This window comes from Elusimicrobiota bacterium (assembly GCA_041658405.1).
Lineage (GTDB): Bacteria > Elusimicrobiota > UBA5214 > JBBAAG01 > JBBAAG01 > JBBAAG01.
Genome location: JBBAAG010000014.1, coordinates 1 through 18809, shown reverse-complemented (window position 1 = coordinate 18809; position 18809 = coordinate 1). Strand labels below are relative to the sequence as shown.

The 18809-nt window shown below is 41.3% G+C and carries 13 protein-coding genes; 5 read left to right on the top strand and 8 right to left on the bottom strand.

What is annotated here, in order from left to right; all coding sequences use genetic code 11:
* Positions 1 to 13 precede the first annotated feature (13 nt).
* The 3 genes from WC955_04210 to WC955_04200 are packed head-to-tail and all read left to right on the top strand — an operon-like array spanning position 14 to position 5094.
* Positions 14 to 3334, top strand: a complete 3321-nt coding sequence (locus WC955_04210) for a hypothetical protein (GenBank protein ID MFA5858249.1) — start codon at positions 14 to 16, stop codon at positions 3332 to 3334.
* 34 nt (positions 3335 to 3368) lie between these two features.
* Positions 3369 to 4154 (top strand): GDSL-type esterase/lipase family protein, encoded by a 786-nt coding sequence (locus WC955_04205; GenBank protein MFA5858248.1) that lies wholly within the window; start codon positions 3369 to 3371, stop codon positions 4152 to 4154.
* Between the two features lie 10 nt (positions 4155 to 4164).
* A complete protein-coding gene (locus WC955_04200; protein MFA5858247.1) occupies positions 4165 to 5094 on the top strand; it encodes an alpha/beta hydrolase in 930 nt (309 codons plus the stop codon).
* Here WC955_04200 and WC955_04195 read toward each other — a convergent pair.
* Positions 5088 to 10394, bottom strand: coding sequence for a hypothetical protein (locus WC955_04195; protein ID MFA5858246.1), 5307 nt, complete (start codon positions 10392 to 10394; stop codon positions 5088 to 5090). The genes WC955_04200 and WC955_04195 overlap by 7 nt on opposite strands.
* Positions 10391 to 12205, bottom strand: a complete 1815-nt coding sequence (locus WC955_04190; protein MFA5858245.1) for a PorV/PorQ family protein — start codon at positions 12203 to 12205, stop codon at positions 10391 to 10393. The genes WC955_04195 and WC955_04190 overlap by 4 nt, the downstream gene beginning before the upstream one ends.
* Before the next feature lie 187 nt (positions 12206 to 12392).
* Here WC955_04190 and WC955_04185 point away from each other — a divergent pair, with 187 nt between their 5' ends.
* Both WC955_04185 and pth read left to right on the top strand, forming a co-directional pair.
* Positions 12393 to 13169 (top strand): 50S ribosomal protein L25, encoded by a 777-nt coding sequence (locus tag WC955_04185; protein ID MFA5858244.1) that lies wholly within the window; start codon positions 12393 to 12395, stop codon positions 13167 to 13169.
* Between the two features lie 14 nt (positions 13170 to 13183).
* Positions 13184 to 13801, top strand: coding sequence for an aminoacyl-tRNA hydrolase (gene pth / locus WC955_04180; protein ID MFA5858243.1), 618 nt, complete (start codon positions 13184 to 13186; stop codon positions 13799 to 13801).
* Here pth and queA read toward each other — a convergent pair.
* The 6 genes from queA to WC955_04150 all read right to left on the bottom strand — a co-directional run.
* Positions 13796 to 14818: a tRNA preQ1(34) S-adenosylmethionine ribosyltransferase-isomerase QueA gene (queA, locus tag WC955_04175; protein ID MFA5858242.1), complete on the bottom strand. Its 1023-nt coding sequence runs from the start codon at positions 14816 to 14818 to the stop codon at positions 13796 to 13798. The genes pth and queA overlap by 6 nt on opposite strands.
* Entirely contained in the window at positions 14815 to 15090 is a 276-nt protein-coding gene (locus tag WC955_04170; protein MFA5858241.1) for a hypothetical protein, read from the bottom strand. The genes queA and WC955_04170 overlap by 4 nt, the downstream gene beginning before the upstream one ends.
* Positions 15087 to 15710: a sigma-70 family RNA polymerase sigma factor gene (locus WC955_04165; GenBank protein ID MFA5858240.1), complete on the bottom strand. Its 624-nt coding sequence runs from the start codon at positions 15708 to 15710 to the stop codon at positions 15087 to 15089. The genes WC955_04170 and WC955_04165 overlap by 4 nt, the downstream gene beginning before the upstream one ends.
* A gap of 13 nt (positions 15711 to 15723) precedes the next feature.
* Positions 15724 to 17394, bottom strand: a complete 1671-nt coding sequence (argS, locus tag WC955_04160; GenBank protein ID MFA5858239.1) for an arginine--tRNA ligase — start codon at positions 17392 to 17394, stop codon at positions 15724 to 15726.
* A gap of 8 nt (positions 17395 to 17402) precedes the next feature.
* Positions 17403 to 17771 (bottom strand): ribosome silencing factor, encoded by a 369-nt coding sequence (rsfS, locus tag WC955_04155; GenBank protein ID MFA5858238.1) that lies wholly within the window; start codon positions 17769 to 17771, stop codon positions 17403 to 17405.
* Positions 17755 to 18809 (bottom strand): LCP family protein (locus tag WC955_04150; GenBank protein ID MFA5858237.1); only part of this gene is annotated, 1055 nt, incomplete at its 5' end. The genes rsfS and WC955_04150, both read right to left, overlap by 17 nt.

Genomic DNA, 18809 nt, shown 5'->3' with positions numbered 1-18809 from the left:
ATTTACTTACAGAATGTTGAATTTTAAAAACAGTGTGAGTTCTAAAGTATATGTATTATCCGGGATGATGCTGATATGTTGTTTTAATACACACCTGTCAGCAGCTGAAAATGTGGCAGGGAGTAATATGAAAAAAGCTGAAAACAGTACTAAAAATGCAATTTCGTCGTATGTTAATGCATGGAAGAACGCGGAACGTACACCACAGGGGCGTGAAGTGCATCCGTGTGTGTATCTCACCCCGGAAGATGTTAAATTAGCGAAGGAACGCGTGCAGAAGTATGCATGGGCAAAAAAGTTGTCTACAACCACGGTAAAGAATGCGGAACAATGGATAAACCGTGATTTTGAATGGTACAAATCCGTAATGCCGGGTAAAGGCGCATGTTTCGCATACGGTGCAACAGGATGCCCGATCTGTGGAAAATCATGGGGTACCTGGGGCGGTGCGAAGTGTAGTTTTGACACTCCGGGGAAGGTTAAATGCCAGGGCGGGCATATTTTGCCTGATGCTGAGCATACGGATACGGGAACAGGGTATGTCGGGAAAGATGGAAGGATACATTATTTTGTTGGGTCATATAACGCATGGGTGGTTGAAACTTTGCAATACAGCGCGTTACATAACCTTTCACTGGCGTATACTCTTACGGATGATGAAAAGTATGCGGAAACCGCAGCACAGATTTTTGATTTAATTGCTGAAATTTATCCTTCCTGCGATAAAGGTTCCTGGGATTATCCAAGTAAACCCCCAAGCGGGCGGTTATCCCGTCCATGGTATCAGGTAGCACGTGTGTTAGTAGTATTTATTGACTGGTATGACAAAATTTATAATAGCCCTGCGTTGGATAAACCTTCAGTAGTGCCTTCGCTTACCCGGAGGCAAAATATTGAGAAAAATATTATATTAAACGCAGCGGAGTATTGTTATGTCGAATCATTGAAAGGGCGGTTGACAAACGGTACCGCGGATTATGTCCGCGGGGCAATGGCAGCCGGGTGTTTGTTAGGAATACCGTTGTATATAGACTGGGCGTATACCGGCCCGTATGGTATCAATACTATGATTGATAACAATATAGACCGTGATGGCAGGTATTATGAAACATCAACAATTTATGAACATCATACCCGCGAGTTGTATACCACTTTTGCGGAGCCGTTGTTTAATTACCGCAGTAAAAAATATCCTGATGGTATAAATTTATATAATAATGCTAAGTTTCAAAATATATATCTTGTTCCCGACGCTATGATTAATTGTACAGGTAAAACACCACAGTTCGGTGACTCATCACCGGATATACGTAAGTCAGGTAATATAAAAACATTGTTCTCTGGGACTGATTACCGTCATGCAGAATATTTTTCTTCACGTGTAACTGATCAGGAGGGTAGGAAACCGTTTAATTGGCTGCTTACAGAAATGACCGGAGGTAAACTTGATGACTACCGTTTAAAAAGTGTAACGGCTTACGACCCGTGGATACTGTTTCACGGGATTGATTCTGCGGAGTTAAAAGTAGTTGAACCGGACAAGGTTATCCCTGAAAAAGTTAATAAGTCCGTATTCTTCGGGCAAAAAGGGTTTGTGTTTTTGCGTAATGGCAACAGTTTGGATCCGTTATCACAGGCTGTAATGTTGCGGTTCGGGCCGGCTTTAAACCACAGTAATTTTGATGACCTTAATCTTTCATATTATGCGTTGGGGTACGAGCTGGGGTATGATCTGGGTTACGGATGGGGCAGTACTCACGCGTATGTCGGATGGTCAAAACAAACCGCAAGCCATAATCTTGTGCTGGTAAACGAAAAATCTATGAACCCGATCACCCAAGCTACTGGAGGTAGTTTGTACCAGTTTGCTGACTTCCCCGGGCTTGCAATGGCAGAAGTTTCAAGTGAGAATTGTTATAAAGAACAGGGGGTAACACAGTACCGCAGGTTAGCTGCACTTGCGGGTGAGGGTAAGAATAAGTATTTGCTTGATATCTTCCGTGTTAACGGCGGGAAACAGCATGATTATGTATTCCACAGCCTTACGACTACTGCAACATTTGAAAACATAGAATTCGGGGTGGAAGAAGATACAGGTTCGCTTGCCGGGAAAGAGTATAACTGGGGTAATATGGTCCTCAACGACGGTGATCTTGACGGGTATCCAAACAAACCGTACTGGGTTGCGCCTCCGGGGAATGGATTAGGGTTTGTGATGAACCCAAAACGTGTTGTGATACATGACGGTTTATGGAAAGCTACCTGGCATCTACCGGACAATAATTCGTTTATTAAACTTTCAATGCTGCCACAAAAAGGGTGTGAGATTATCACTGCAGTAGCGCCGGGGATATATAGTTCACTCCCGAAATCAAGGTACGTGTATGTACGAAGGAAGACGGAAGTAGGTTCTGCTGCTACGGACTTGCGCAGTGTATTCATCGGGATATATGAACCGTTAACCGGTGCAGCAACTGCGCAGTGTATTCTTAATATAACACAACTTGAGAATAAAGATGTGAACGAACCAATCCTCCCAGCAGGTGTGTGTGTGCAGCTGGAGGATGGTATAGAGGATTACTTTTTGACTTCCGGGGAGTACAATAAACCTTATGAGTTTTTAGATAAGGGGAGTAAGTATTTGTTGACAGGTACCTTCGCGTATATCAGGATGAAAGATAAACTTCCTCAAAAAATGTGTATGTTCGGTACAAAAGAAGTTAGTTTCGGGACAACAAAAATTGTTGCGGATAATTCGTGTTTCACAGGTAAGATTGTGGCGGTTGATACACAGAACCGTGCGGTTATAACAACTGAAAAAGTGCCTTTAGGTGATGTATTGAAGGGACAGGTTGTTATGTTCACTAATCCCGGATACAGCAGGAATACGGTGTATTATATTGGGTCGGTAGAAAAGCTTCCATCGGGTGAAACGTTGATAAAATTAAACTGCGCATCGTTGGTACTGGGTACGGGGATACTGGAATCCGACCCTGTGAACTCCCGGGAGTTTACGAGTTTACTGACCCACGAGTACGCGCGGAGTAATAGTAGGCCGGGTACACAGTTTTTTAGCGGCAAACTTATCAGATGCGGGGATGTTTCCACAAAAATTGTTGAAACAAAATTCGGGCAGTTGATGGATTATAAGGTGGAAGATACAAACGGGTTAAAACAAGGTGACCGGTTTGAAATTCTTGACCTTCAACCCGGTGATGAATTTGTTATCCCTGTAAAAACATCAGTGGTATTTAAGGATAAAGATAATATCGGTATTTATTCTACCACAAAAGTTAATATACTAATAAACAGTAAAGTAGTTGCTAAGAATTAAATATTATAAATATTTGCTGTAAGGAGAATAAATTATGGTTTCAAAGCACAAAGCACAGGTGATGCCTGTGTTGGTATGGGTAATAACAATTATCATGTTTTCGTTGACCGTGAGTTTACAGGCGGAGGATGTTCAAGTGTCATCTGCAAGCGTTAAACCAGCTACTACGACTTATGTTTTGAATTATACTGACCATTATGATAACCGGTTGAATATGTTTATCAAAGAAAATGTGCAGATACAAAAAAAACTTACTGAAGGTGATACTGTATGGGCGGAACAGGTTGTTTTACTGGGTGACTCTATCACCGAAGGGTTTAACGTATCACTGTATTTCCCGGGACAGACGTTTGTCAACCGCGGGATTGCCGGGGATCGCAGCGGGATGGTGGACGGGCGAGGGTTGATGAATAGGTTGACAACAATTGCGCTTGCACCAAACCCGTCACATTTTTTTGTTATGATAGGAGTCAACGATCTCGGGAGTTCGGTGGATTCCGAAAAAATTATTTCTAATTACCAGGAGATTGTTAATACTCTGCAGGCATTGTATCCTAAGACTATAATAGTAGTAGAATCATTATTACCCTGCCGCGGGAGATATGCGAAGTTAAATCAAAAGATTGTTGATACTAATTCAAAACTGCGTGTATTTGCGAAAGAAATGGAGCTTGAGTATATTGACCTGTATAGCTTGTATAAAGATGACAACGGTGAACTCAAGGAAGAAGTTACCCGTGACGGTATACATTTAAAAAAAGAGTTTTATACCCCATGGGTTGAAGAGATTAATAAGAGGTTGGGTGTAAATCCTAAATAAAAAGTATTTGATGCTAATAAAACTGTTCTGCATAATTATTTTAACCTTAAGTTCTGTTGTATGTTCTGTTGCACAGGATGTTCTGCCATTTGAAAACAGCAGGTATACCAACGTTAACGGCATTGATTTGCATTACCGTTTATGGAAAACTGTTGATGGAGGGAAAGGTAATGTATTATTTGTGCATGGTTTTATGGGTTCAACATTCAGTTGGCGAAAAAATGCGGGGATTGTAAACGCTGCGGGGTATAATGTTGTTGCTGTAGACCTGCCGGCTTATGGGTATAGTTCAAAAAAAACTGGGTTTGATCACTCAATCAAGAAACGCGCAGAATTGTTATGGGGTTTACTGAAAAAACTTGAATCTCAGGGAGTGGTGCCTTATCCGGGATGGAATCTTGTCGGGCATTCGATGGGTGGAAAAGTTGTTGCTGAGATGGCTGTACAGAAGCCGGAGTTAACTTCAAAACTTGTGTTAGTTGATCCTGCTATGTTTGAAAGAAAAAAGAATAGTTTTGGTAGTGGCGAAATGTTGAAACGTAAAGACGTACGTGAAAATTTTGAGAGAATCATTGTTGAAAAATTCGTTAATAAAAAAGGTATCCAGCAGTTTCTTGATTCTGCATACGGACAAAAAGCGTCTCATGAAGAGGTTGAAGGGTTCCTAACACCATTACTCGTTCCCGGGACAATAGAAGCTATTCTTGATTCGTTTATCACAGCTGCGAGTGATGAAGATGTAAAGGTTGAGAATATCAAAGCACAGGCGTTGATTATCTGGGGTGCTGAGGATTCATGGGTAAAGATTGATATAGGAAAAAAACTGTTAAAAAGAATCAATGGTTCTACTTTGTATGTAATCAAAAAAGCAGGGCATTGTTCCCCTGAAACTAATTCTGAGGAGTTTAATAAAACATTGATATCTTTTTTAGGTCAATAAACAACTGCAATTTTGAACGTCTGGCGTTCTTTACCGGTACTGTATTTCTTTTCAATCAAAACAATGTATCCGCCTGAACTTACTAATGAACCATTCTGGTTGTCTCCGTTCCAGGTGATATAGTTAGAACCTTTTAAACCGTCAATGTCCCACTGTCGGATAATTTGTCCGGAAACAGTAAAGATCGTAACGAGTACCCGCGTATTTTTTTGCAGGTGAAAACGTATCTGTGTCCCGCCTTTATCCGGTGAAAACGGGTTTGGGTAATTCATTGATTGTGTGGTAAGCGCGCTAGCGCTGAGGTCGATACTTTCACTTTCGCCTTTATGCCCGACATCATCCGCACATTTTATGCGTACGGTATTATTAGTGCCAAGTTCGAGGTACGAATTACCTTCCCATTTACCGTTAATAAAATCATCGGTTGTTTGCGGAGAAATTTTACCGGAAGTTATCTCAAGTTTTGTTTTTGAAACAAAACCCGGGATGGTATTATTATAAAAATCTTTTGCATAAATGGTTAATGGTACTACCTGGTCAGCATTCGCGGTCAACGGCGTAATTATTTGGAAATGATGAAGGTTTTCCGGGATTACTGATATGTAATACGAAGTTTCGTTAGTGAGATCGGTGTATTGAGTATCTGTTATACGCAGTTTCTGGTTACCCGCTGAATGAAAGATTATCTTGTTTTCAAATTTGAGGTAGCCATTCTGCAGAGTAGTTGTCGCTGGGAGTTGGGCATAGAGGTCACTCGAGGTTATCTGTATGCTTCCGCGGTAGAGTGAGTACACGCTGTTATACGGGTCATAAATTGTAACTTCCGCAGAGACAGGTATGCCGGCAATTACACTCGCAGGAGTGCCCGTGAGGACAAACCGGAATGAAGATAATGCAAAAACGTTAATCCCTTCCTGCAAGCCGGTGGTTGATAGCGTGTCGCTGATAATAAGATAGCGTTCACCCGGGGTCTTTACTGGAGTGTTAAAAATTATGCTGCTGGAAAAAACATGTTTTCCGCGGTCAGTAAAACTGAACGTATAAGTTGACGGTAAAACCGCGGAAGTGTCATTCGTTTCAAACCAAACCGAACGGTTGTATGCAGTGTCAATGTTGTCAAATGAATCCCTGGCTTCTACAGTAACGTCAAATGCAGAACCTGTATTTATAAGTGAAGGAATACCGTAGATAACAAGTTTAGTCGCAGGTTTGGGATATACGGTGACTGTCTGTTCAGCATTGATCGAAGGATAATCTTCAAGTAACGCACGGAATTTATGCGTGCCTGCTGTAAGAAATACAATACTGGTTGCGAGACTGCCGTTATCAGATTCTGTGAAAGTGTAGGTAGAAGGAATAATTGCCTGTGTATCTTCGCAGGTAAAGAGCATATTTCCGGTGAAGTTTGTTACTAAGTTGTTGTTATTGTCAAGGATAGTGATATCGGTATTCAATCCTTCCCCTGCAAATGTATATGTGCTGATTGCAATGTTTAACCGTGTGAGTGATACTATAGAGGCTTGTACAGTCTGGCCCGAAAGGCCCGAGGTTATACGGTTACCTGCAGAATCACCGCAGGAGATCCAAAAACGATATGTTTTGCCTGAAATTAAGTTGTCAAGTGTCAGTGTTTGTTTATCTCCCGGTACCGTAGATGTGGGTATAACGATTTCGTAGTCACAGATCGAGTATCCCTGAGATAAATTTGTTGAGTAACGTATAATAAAATCACCGGAGGTTAGGTCATAGACTGTACCATCATCACCGGGAGAAGTCCAGGTTAACATAATACTTCCGCTCTTTACTCCCGGGATTCCAACAAAATCATTTATTTTTGCGGGGGGAATAAGGTCTACCATTTTTGTGGTTACCGTATTTGAAAAAACTGACCAGTTATTCAATGTTTTGTCTGATAACCTTATCGCAAAATAGTAAGTTGTTCTTAACGCTAACCCTGTTAAATCATAAGTAATACTTGTCTCATGAGTAATACCGTATGCTATCCACTGTATAGTAGTATAGTTGCCAAAACCTGGATCTTCTGGGTTAAAATTGAATGTCGCGTATTTTACCTGGTATACCCCGGTAGATATGGTGCCGGTATAACCGTTATCTCCCGTTGGAGTCCATGAAAGCTGGACCGATGTGCTGAAGGTAAGGTCTACCGCCAAATTCTCAATCCTCGCAGGTGGTGTTCTGTCAGCTTGTGCCCAGGTCGTTGCTGTATTAGATAATGATGACCAGTTGTATGAATCATCGCGTGTACGCAACGCTAGATAGTATGTTGCGCGTTCAGTAAGGCCTGTCACAATAAGTTTTGCAGTTGTTCTGGAGTTGACGGAAGTAGAAAATTGGATTTTATAAGCGTTCAGTGGTTCATTATCCGCTGAGGATACTGAATAATATAAATTCAACGCTCCGTTTGATATATCACCCGAATAATTGTTGTCACCCGTATATGTCCACTCTAATTGTATAGACCCTTCGTTTTCAGTCTGCGTAGCTATGAGGGTTGTTATTGCTGATGGAGGTATTAAATCAATCTGAGCGTAAGTTGTTGCACGGTTTGATAAGTCGGACATTACACCGGAATCATCTGTTATACGTATCCAGAAGTAGTAGGTTACACCGGAGGATAAGGTTGTGATACTGATTGACTGTGATGAACCTGCTGCCATATTTGTGCTTATATTAACTTTACCTTCACATGTATCCCATTGCTTGGAGTTAGATGAAGTATATCGTACCACAATTGAGCCGTTCCAGATATTGCCCGATGTTCCATCATCTCCAGTTGTAGCCCATGATAGTTGTATGGAACCTTCGTTAATCCCTTTGTCTGCAGTAAGTGAAGTTATTGCAGCTGGGGGGCTTATATCAGCAATTGCGCTGGGGAATGTGCTGACAACTGAACTATAAACACTTGCCATTCCGTTGACATCAACAGTTTTTGTGCGGTACCAGTAAGTGGTATCGTTAACCAAGCCGGTATCCTGATGTGTTGTTCCCGGAGATAAAAAAGTTGTTATCACACTGAATCCATCATCACCGGAAGTGTTTGAACGTTCGATTATATGAGAGTATATAGATGAGTCCTGTTGTTCAATCCATGAAAGTATGATATACGTATTCCCGGGAGATGCTTGGAAACTGAGTATTGGTTCCGGGGGGGTTGTATCAAGTGTGTAGACAATGCTTTCAGTATTTGGGATACTTGTATGGTTGTAGGAATCAAATGCGGATAATTGATAAAAATATGTGGTATTAAAAATCAGGCCGGTGTCTACATACGCATTACTGCTTAATGCTATGACAAACGTTTTATCCGTCAACCCGCAACTGTATGTACTGCGATAGATGTTGTATCCCAACAGGTCTGGTTCAGGATTCTGTGTCCAGTACAGTGAAACTGCCTGCCCTGTACCAGTGTTGAGGACAGTCAAGCCGGTAGGCGTTACCGGGGGATAGTCTTGTGCATAACTCTCTGTTGTGTTTGAGACTGGAGAATAGTTGTTGAGTTCATCTTTTGTTTTTAACCAAAAATAATGAGGTATGCCTTTTGATAGTCCGGTAATGATAAACGATGCCGGTGTATTTATTGTAGCAGTGGTTGTAATATTGATTACATAATTACTCGCCCAGGTGTCATTGGGATTAGTTGAATGTTTTATTGTATACACACAATTAGTGAGCGAACGTGAAGAAATTGTTCCGTCATTACCCGGTGTTGTCCATGATAATTTTATTGATTGTTCTTCCTGTCCTTCGGTTGCGGTAAGGTCGGTTACAGTATTAGGTGATGCGTTGTCAAACATAAAAGTAATTGTTGTAAAATTTAGTTCATAATTATCGCCTACATCCAATACCTGTGTTTCAAACCGGTAATTGTGCCCTGCGGAAAGTGTTGCTAACGCGGTATTATATGATCCTGTGTATGTTACAGGAGCGTCTGCAATAGCGTTAGTTACCCAGTATGAGCTTATTACCCATGCGGAACCGGCCCAGTATTTATCAGGGTTTTCGGTTGTATCTGTTAGACGATAATTTATGGATTTTAGGCCGATACCGTTGGTATCCGCAGCTGTACCGGAAATTACCGGGGGGGTTGAGAACGCGTTACCGCTGGAAGGGCTTGTTATCCTTGATACCGGTGGTGCGCTGTCGTAGGTTATCTCATAAACTCTTCCTGAATTATCACCGCAATATATGCGTTTACGATTGTCACTCCTCGTAGTGCCAATGTCTAAACATTTGAGTGAGCTGTCAGAAACGTAAATCCCAGAGATGGCGCTCCACCCGCTGCCGCTTGTGTATGTCCTCTCGTATATCCTTCCGTTTTTTGATGTTACATACATACGATTAATACCGTCACTGCGGCCTTGTGCAATCTTTAAGTCGGTAAGTAAGGCACCGCTGAAAGATAGAGTAGTGTAGTTTGACGACGAAGTCGGCCATCGATTAAACGTACTACTATACTGTGTTTCATATAGTGTAGAAGAACTGCGGCAGATGTATAGTTTGAGGCTACCCGTGACATTTGAAGTTGTTATTGCAACAACGTCATCATGGCTGGTTGAAGAATAATCTATTACAATTTCATCGCGATAATCGTACTGGTCGTCATGTTGATCCCATTCATAGCTATATTCCTTTACTAACCCGTCATACCCGCCATACAATCGTTCTACGTTGTCGTTATGCCGTGCTTTGGCAGTCATTACACACGTGGCATTGTGTACACCGCCTTCTACAGGTTTTGCACGGGAATAATCAGTTCTTGTCCATGCACTACTGGCGTTATCGTAAAGGTATTCATATAATCCACCGCCGTTATTGGCGGAGTACATATATTCTGTTGTTGTGTTATGCCCGTTTCCACAAAAGATTTTATTGGCATTACCTGCATACGGTGATGGGGGGAGTAAAGTTTGGTTACCATCAACTATCTCGTAAAGCCCGCCGGGTTTGCCAATTCCGCAATACAGGCGCGGGATACTGTCAGAATTACGCGCTTTCCATATTCCTAAACTACTGACTGATGCTGACATTGAACCGGAGTATGATGAAACAAAATTGTTGCCATTCCAGGAGAATCCAACATATTTAAAGTTTCTTGTCCCGATATTTATGTAATTATATCCCGTATAAAGTGTCCCTAAAGATATATCGTTGACTACTTGCCAGTTTGAGTTTTCTAGTATCTTTTTTACGTACCACCCGGCATTGGCTGAGGATAAACTTATAAGTACCGCCAATGATGTTAAGATAGAGATAACCGATATGCGATTGTTATACTTCATTGTTCCTGTACCCCGAGGATAGTGTTAATTTTATTAAGTAACCGTTTTGCGTTTTCGTTCAACGGGTCCATCTGCAATATTTTTTCTACCACTTTTTTTGCGTCCTGGTATTGGCCTTTCATATATGCGTTTGCTGCTTCATAGTATAACTTATCCACGGTTTTGGTATCAACAGTCTGGCGTTTTTCTTTCGCACGGAACTGGCAGCGGTTAAGGTAATCTTTTGCCTGGATATTTGCGGGGTTGTAGTATAATGACTCTTCAAACTGCGAGATTGCGTCAGCTAACTGGTTCTTGTTATACAATGTAACCCCTGCGGCGTAATGTGTATCAGCAAGGTCGCGGATCACGGATTTCGCGTCACTGATTTTTTCTTTTAATAACAAATTATTTGGCTGCGCATTTAATGCTTTCTCCCATGTCTTGATTGCAGAGAAATATTTTTTGCTGTCATACAGTTTTGAACCTTCAAGCAAAAGGCCTTGTACGTTTTTATCACGTGACCTTGCGAGTTCTTCTGTGGACATCCGTGCCTGGATACGTTTGATTGCTTCCGGAGCTTTAGTATCATTGGGGGATAATGATAATAATTTGTTCCACGCATCAATTGATTCTATGAGTTTGCCTTGTTTTTCCAGGATTTCTGCTGCTTGTGACATGCTGGTTAATTGATACAAAAACTTTTGTTGACGGTCACCTTCAAGTTTTTGTTCTAATAACTGTTTAGCTTCATTTGCGTCTGCGTAGTCAGGTTCTAGTAATAATGCTTTATTCCATTCATCGATTGCCTGCAGGTATTTGCCGTTTTGCATAAATTGCCGGCCGATTGTGTATGACCGTTCCGCAAGGTCGTGTATATACTTTCTAAACCTTTCTTCAGGGTTCGCGAACTTAAAAGTAAGTGATAGTTGGTGTATCGAACTAAGCATGTGCTGGGTATAGGCATAATCCAGTTTGATTAATTTCCAGAGGAAGCCCATACCAAATGATACGCTCTCCTGTGACTTATCGTAACCCGTACGCAGAAAAAGTGTATTGTATAGCGAATACTCAGCGCCGGTATTATAAGTCAGAGGTATACCTGAGGTAAATGCGGCATCGCAGAGAAGGACAAGTTTATCGATATCCTTTGAGATAACTGCCGGGATTTCATAACTTACCCCCGCGCGGGTAACTATCTGTGCGGTTTCTTTGAATTCCCTGAATTTTTGTGTCGGAGGAATGATGTTATAAAATTGAATACCGAAATTACATCTGTTCAATACCGGAGATTTTACAAATACGGTATTTCCGGGTACTACTAATCCGATATCACCTCCTATGGTTGAGGATGAGTAAGTATCAATATTTTCCTGTAAATACTTGATATTTAGCCCGGTATATATTTTACCGATCATTTTTGAGTACCCTGCGGTTAGGCATTGTTGGATAATACTGAATGTAACAGGTGTGTCATACAAAGTTTCACGGCGTTCAAACCCGGGGATTGTATTGTTTAAATATCCGATTGTAAATGTTCCGATTTCTTTTGTGGGTATGGCAACTGCCGCAGCGCTATAACTTATATTTTCCCAAAAAGGGATGTACATCGCGCATAATTGTATGCCATTGATTCCGGCAGTACCCGCAGAATTCCAGCCGATGGATTCTATATCTTCAGCTAAACCGGTAAACGTGTTACCCATACCGCGTGGCCGGGAAGAAAAACCTGTATAACTGTAATCGTTGGAATAAGATGTATAACACCATAGTGCCGGTGTTATAGTTAGGGCAAATAACACTATTAATGTTAATACTACCGTTTTTTTCATTGTCTGAATACAACTTCTTGTCTAGTATTATTATACACCATATATGACATAAATATGCAATAAAATGTTCCAGAGATGCATTTTGTTGGTATTATGACGTTGACATTGGAAATACATTAATGTAATATTTATAACTTAGTTTTTAAAGGTATTGAAAAAAATTATGTTTGAGAGGAGTAAATAACTAATGGCTGAAATATTGCTAAAAGCGTCAACACGTGAATTAACGACAAAGGGTGGATTAAGGCAGATGAGGCTGCAAGGAGAGATCCCTGCAATTCTTTACGGTGGGGAGGCTGCACCGCAAAACCTGGCAGTGAACAGCATTGAGTTTATGAAATTACGCAGAACGACAAGCGGAAACGCGTTGATTAAGCTTAATATCAGTGAAAAGGAATCAAAGATTGTTCTTGTTAAAGATATCCAGAGACATCCTACTACAGAGAAGGTTGTACACATAGATTTTTATGAAGTATCAATGAAGAAAGAGCTGGAACTTGAAGTACCGATAAAAGCGCTTGGCGCAACGGATACCCCAGGCCTTAAAGAGGGAGGGGTATTGGAACAGGTTCTATGGCATTTAAAGATTAAATGTTTACCGACAAATATCCCTGATCAAATAGAAGTTGATATCTCACAGATGAAGATTAATGATACTATCCATGTATCCGACCTTAAGATACCAGAAGGCGTGAAAGTGTTGATTGAACCTGAACAAACTGTAATCCACATAGTTCTTCCCAAGGTTGAAGAACCTACACCGGAAGAAGTGGCAGCGGCAGCTGCTGCTGCGCCAGCAGAACCTGAAGTCATTGGTAAAGGTAAGAAGGAAGAAGAAGGTGTGGAAGGCGAAGAGGCTGCTACTCCTGCAGCGGGTGCAGCTGCAAAGGGTGCCGCAGGGGATAAAGTAGCTAAGGATAAGCCTAAGGAAAAAGCGCCGGCTGAAGATAAAAAAGCTAAGTAGTAACGGGGTAGCAGTTGGATACACTCGACTGGCTATTTCTAGGGCTTGGCAATCCGGAAGATAAGTATTTCAATACCCGGCATAATGTCGGGTGGTTGGTTATAGATAAACTCGCAGCGTTGTGGGGTATTAAACTTAATAACTACAACACAGCGCTTGCGTGTTATCCTTCAAGAATTTCCGCTACCGAAAAAAACGTGGCGAATTTACCAAGAATAGTTATTGCTAAACCGTTGACTTATGTGAATGATTCCGGCCTTGCTGCGAAGATACTTATTGATAAATACAATATCACGGCTAATCAGATGGTGGTTATATACGACGATTTTGCGTTACCCCTGGGACAGATTAGGATCAGGCCAAAAGGTTCATCCGGGGGACATAACGGGTTGAATTCTATTATTGAAACTTTGGGAAATACGGATTTTGTCAGGATTAGGTTGGGTATCGGGCCGGTACCCGAAGGACGGGTGACTAAAGATTTTGTTTTGTCACGGTTTGAAAAAGAAGAATTGCCTAAGGTAGAGGAAATGGTTAACTGCGCAACTGAGGCTGTGAAACTAGTGTTATTTTCCGGGTTGGATAAAGCAATGAATGCGTATAACAAAAAGGTTGAACCTGAAAGTTTATAATATTATCATTGCGTCGCCAAAACTGTAGAACCTGTACTTTTGTTTAACTGCATGAGCATAAATCCTTTGGGCTTCATCGATGCCTGTGATTGAGCATATGAGTATAAATAACGTGGATTTTGGCAGGTGGAAGTTTGTAATAATCTTTTTTGTGATACCGAATTTATAACCGGGGTAAATGTATTTATTAGTCCAGCCTTCATTTTTACCGGTTTCTTTATAAGTTTCTAGTGTCCGCATAACAGTGGTTCCCACAGCGATGATATTATTCATTTCTTGGGTAATAGCGGTATTAAGTATTTCAGCCGTATTTGTGTTGATAGAATAATATTCGTCTAGCATTTTGTGGGATTCAATCATTTCACTTGTCACGGGACGGAATGTGCCAATTCCTACGTGTAAAGTGATATTTGCCAGGATGTTATCCCCGGATTTTAGAGTGCCCAGTAATTCACGTGTAAAATGTAATCCTGCGGTTGGCGCGGCGATTGCCCCGGGTGATTCTGCGTATACAGTCTGGTATCTTTCCTGGTCGATGAGTTTTGTCTTTATATATGGAGGGACAGGCATCTCGCCATAGGTTTCGAATACTTTGAACATAGTAACATCTTTCTTTGGGGTATACCGGATAATGAAAGAGTTTAGTTCGGTGTTGCGTTCAATAATTGTTACGGTACCGGTGTCTCCAGGTAAAGTAAGGGCCATCCCTGTCTTTATCCGTGAAGAAGGTTTTATCAGGACGTTGTATAACTCATCTTTATGATGGTTTATATAGAGTAATTCAATTTTCCCGCCGGTAGGTTTATTGACGTACATCCTTGCGGGGATGACTTTTGTGTTATTGAAAACAATTAGGTTTCCTCTGCCGATTACGTTAGGGAGTACAGAAAAAACTGTATCTTCAATCTTTTGTGTGTTTGTGTGATAAACCAGTAACCTTGAATTATCCCGTTTTTCTGCGGGAGATTGGGCTATTAGTTCCGGAGGTAAATAAAAATTGAATGATTCTAACTTCAACGGTTCAACTTCTTAATTAATTTTTTATGGATTTCTTTATGTATAACTACCCAAAACTGGCGATGGATGACTACCGGGACTTCCACTTCCCTGACTTCCGAACAGATTGAGATTGTTTTTGTGTATGTATGATAATACATCGCGCAACACGGGCATTGTTCAATATGGCGTTGTAATAAGATCAGTGCTGAAGTGTTTATGGCACAATCATCACAGTAGTTGTGTATTAGTTTAAGCCAGTGCTGGCACTTTTTCGGGTGTTTATTTTTCATTGTAAGGGCTTTCCTGTTTTTTGTACAAAGTAGTGGGATAACCGTTTCCGCACAAAACTTCTTGCGCGGTGTAATCTTGACTTTATTGCGGGGATTGAAAGTTTAAGTATACCGCTGACTTCCTTGTTTGACATACCCTGCATGTCATGAAGGATTATCACTGTACGGTATTCCGAAGGTAACCTTCTGATTGTACGTGATAAAATATCGCGGAGTTCACTATTTTCCGCGGTTGCTTCAGGGTTGAATGACCAGTCCGGGATGTTGTTATATAATGCGTCTGTACTATCGTCTTCGGTAGAATCCAGTGATTCAACAGTTCTGTTCTTATGTTTACGTATTTTCATTAAACAGTTATTCATTGCTATACGGTAAAGCCAGGTAGAAAAACTTGATTTTCCTTTGAACTTGGGTAATGAGCGGTATGCTTGAAGAAAAGTTTCCTGCAGGACATCTGCCGCATCATCCGTGTTCCCAAGAATTTTATACGCTAAATCATAGATTTTATGTTCATACTTTTTTACAAGATGTTCAAACGCTCTACCGTCGTTATTGATAGCGCGGTGGATATACTTCGTATCTTCAGTATTTTGTATTCCGCTGTTTTCTTTTGTGTTCATACGGCGTATTATATCACATTTTGTCCGGTGCAGTAATACCAAGGAGGCTGAATCCCTGACAAAGGACGGATTGTACGGCCTTCATCAGGAGTAATCTTGCTGAGGATATGTTTTTGTCATCAACCACTACGCGGTGGGAGTCATAATATTTGTGGAACAATCCCGCAAGGGTGTAAAGGTATGAAGTAAGAAAATGCGCGGTGTTGTGTTCTACACAGGAAAGTACTGTGTCGTTAAAGAAACATAGTTTACGGAGTAACTGCTGTTCTATATCATCTTTTAAGAGCTCAACAACTTCTGTGTTTGGTGTAATATTCTGTTTTATAGCTTCACGTTCAATCCCGCAGATACGTGTATGAGCGTATTGTATGTAGTAAACCGGGTTTTCCAGTGACTGTTTTTTTGCTAGGTCAAGGTCAAAGTCTAGGTGCGTATCCGGTGTGCGTAATAATAAAAAATATCGGGTTGCATCAATACCAACCTCCTTCATTACTTCAGCAAAGGTTATAAATTCACCCGCGCGGGTTGACATCACTACCGGCTGTCCCTGCCGCGATAATCTTACTAGCTGGTATAGGATAATGGTCAATACTTCTTTTGGGTAGCCCATTAAGTTCATCACGGCGTTGAGCCTTGGCGCATAGCCATGGTGGTCAGCTCCCCAGATATCAATGAGTTTGGTGTACCCGCGGTCAAGTTTGTTTTGGTGATACGCAATATCACTAGCGAAGTATGTGGGGTTACCGTCTGAACGTACTAACACGCGGTCTTTATCGTCATTACTCAACGTACTCTTGAACCATAACGCGTTGTCCTGCTGATATGCCAATCCTTTTTGTGTTAATATCTCGCAGGTTTGTTTCACCACGCCTTTTTCGTATAAGGTTGTTTCCGAAAACCAGTTCTTAAACTCAATTCTTGCAGTAGCGAGGTCTGTTTTTATGTTGTTAAGAATATTTTCAATTGCGTACTTCCTAAAAAATACGGTGTCTTCCGGATTAATTCCGGGTTTATCAATCAACGTTTTTGCAAGGTCAGTGATATACTCTCCGCGGTAACCGTCAGTTGCTACAGCATCCTTCTCTGCAGTAATTACAGGGAGGTTCATGAGTTCACGGTATTTTGTTTTTACGGATAAACCCAGGAGGTTCATCTGTCTTCCGGCATCGTTTATATAGTATTCAGTATCAACTTTATACCCAAGATATTCCATTGCTCTGGCAAGGAAGTCGCCAAGTACAGCCCCGCGGCCATGTCCTATATGCAGCGGGCCGGTAGGATTTGCTGATATAAATTCAAGTAGTACCTTTGTGTTGTTCCCGTAGGTTATACCCTTGAATTCTTTGCCTTCAAAAATATCTTTGGCTGTATCATATAAAATCCTGTCAATGAGTCTGAAGTTGATGAATCCCGGGGGAGAAAAAGTTACTTCCGCATAGTCAGTCAGTAACTCAGTAAGTTTTGGGATAAAAAGTTCGGTGATCATCTTCGGGTTTTGTTTAACCTTTTTCGCGAGAACTAAACCAATATTTGTTGCCAGGTCGGCGTTTATACCTTGCGGGGGCGGTTCAACCGTAAACTGTATTTCTTTAAGGTTAAGCCCGAACTTAGCATTCCATCCCTGTTGGGTGTTTAGCTCAGCTAGGATATGTTCTAGATGTTCGTATATTTTCGGGATAATCATTGGTTTTATTAACTTTTCTTTTTTTTCACTGCTTTTTTCCAGGTTACAGGTTTTGCGTCAGTCCACAGACGTTCAAGTTTATAGAACTCGCGTGCGTCAGGATGGAATAAGTGTACGATGATACCTCCGCAATCAATTGCCTGCCACTGATTTTTCTTACCCCCGTCGGTATGTAACACTTTTATCCCTGTTTCTTCAAGTTCGTCAATCACAGCCTCGCGTAACATTCTTAAGTGCGTGTCCGATGTGCCGGTTGCAATAATAAAAAAGTCCGCTACTGCGCTGATCTTACGCAGGTCAAGGATCTTAACCTGTTTTGCTTTACGCTTATGCAGATTTTCCGCTAACGTTTTTGCAAGCTTAAGGTAATTCTTCATTTCGTGGTATTAACTCCTTACAATCTTCACCTAGTATTATAGTAATATCAATCATTGGGGATGTTTCTATACGTGTAACTACCTGCGAGCCCGGAAGTAATGACGCTACCCGCTGAGCTTGCCTGTAATTTGATACGCTGCCAATACGGTCAAACACAATAGTTCGGCTGTTGACCATGCCGTAGTTTCCCCACTTAAGGACATCGACTCCGTGTTGTCTCAGGAAACGCGTTACCTGCAAAGCAAACCCAGGACGGTCAGTTGCATTAAAAACTTCTACCCGCGGAGCGTGGGAGGATATGTTTTCCGTTACGTTTGCCGGGGAAGATAGTATTGTCCCGAGTACTGAAAGTTCAGCAAGATCGGGAATCCAGTAACTTGTTAATGGCCTCCCGGGGAGTTGTAGTGCGTGAAAATTATTTAACGGCATATTTTTTATTTCCAACCCCAGGACCAATATATCCCAAAAAGTAAGGTTGGTATTGATATTGTCAAGGAAAGTTTTTAGTATCATCGGCGCTTTGAATAAAATCAGCGGGTTCGCGAACTTTTGTTTTGTGAGTTCCTTCAAAAAAGATTGTTGCCGCAGGATTCTGCCGTTATCGCCAATCTGGTCTCTGTACCGTACGTACTCCAAAGCGTCATCGCCGTTAAGGAGGTATTCACCGGGGTTAAAGTCAATGTTTAACCCGCCGTGTTTGTCTTCATACTTCATTGGTTCTGTTATGCGTATACGTATCCCGCCTAATGCGTTGATTAATGTTTTGAAGCCGCGATAATCAAATTGTAAATAAAAAGGTACCGTAAATTGTTGTGCTGCGAGGACGTATGTGGAGGTAGACATTTTTGTGCCTGCGTTTGAATAACTTGAAAGTCCGATTGAGAATAAATTTTCTAACTGCGCTTTGAGTTCCATACACGCAAAATTAATGTTTTTGGTGTCACTGTAGTGATGCGAAAATATTTCGTTTAATCGTTTGATCTTGAACCCCGGGAGTTCTATATGCGTATCTCTGGGAACTGATAATAGTTTAGGTA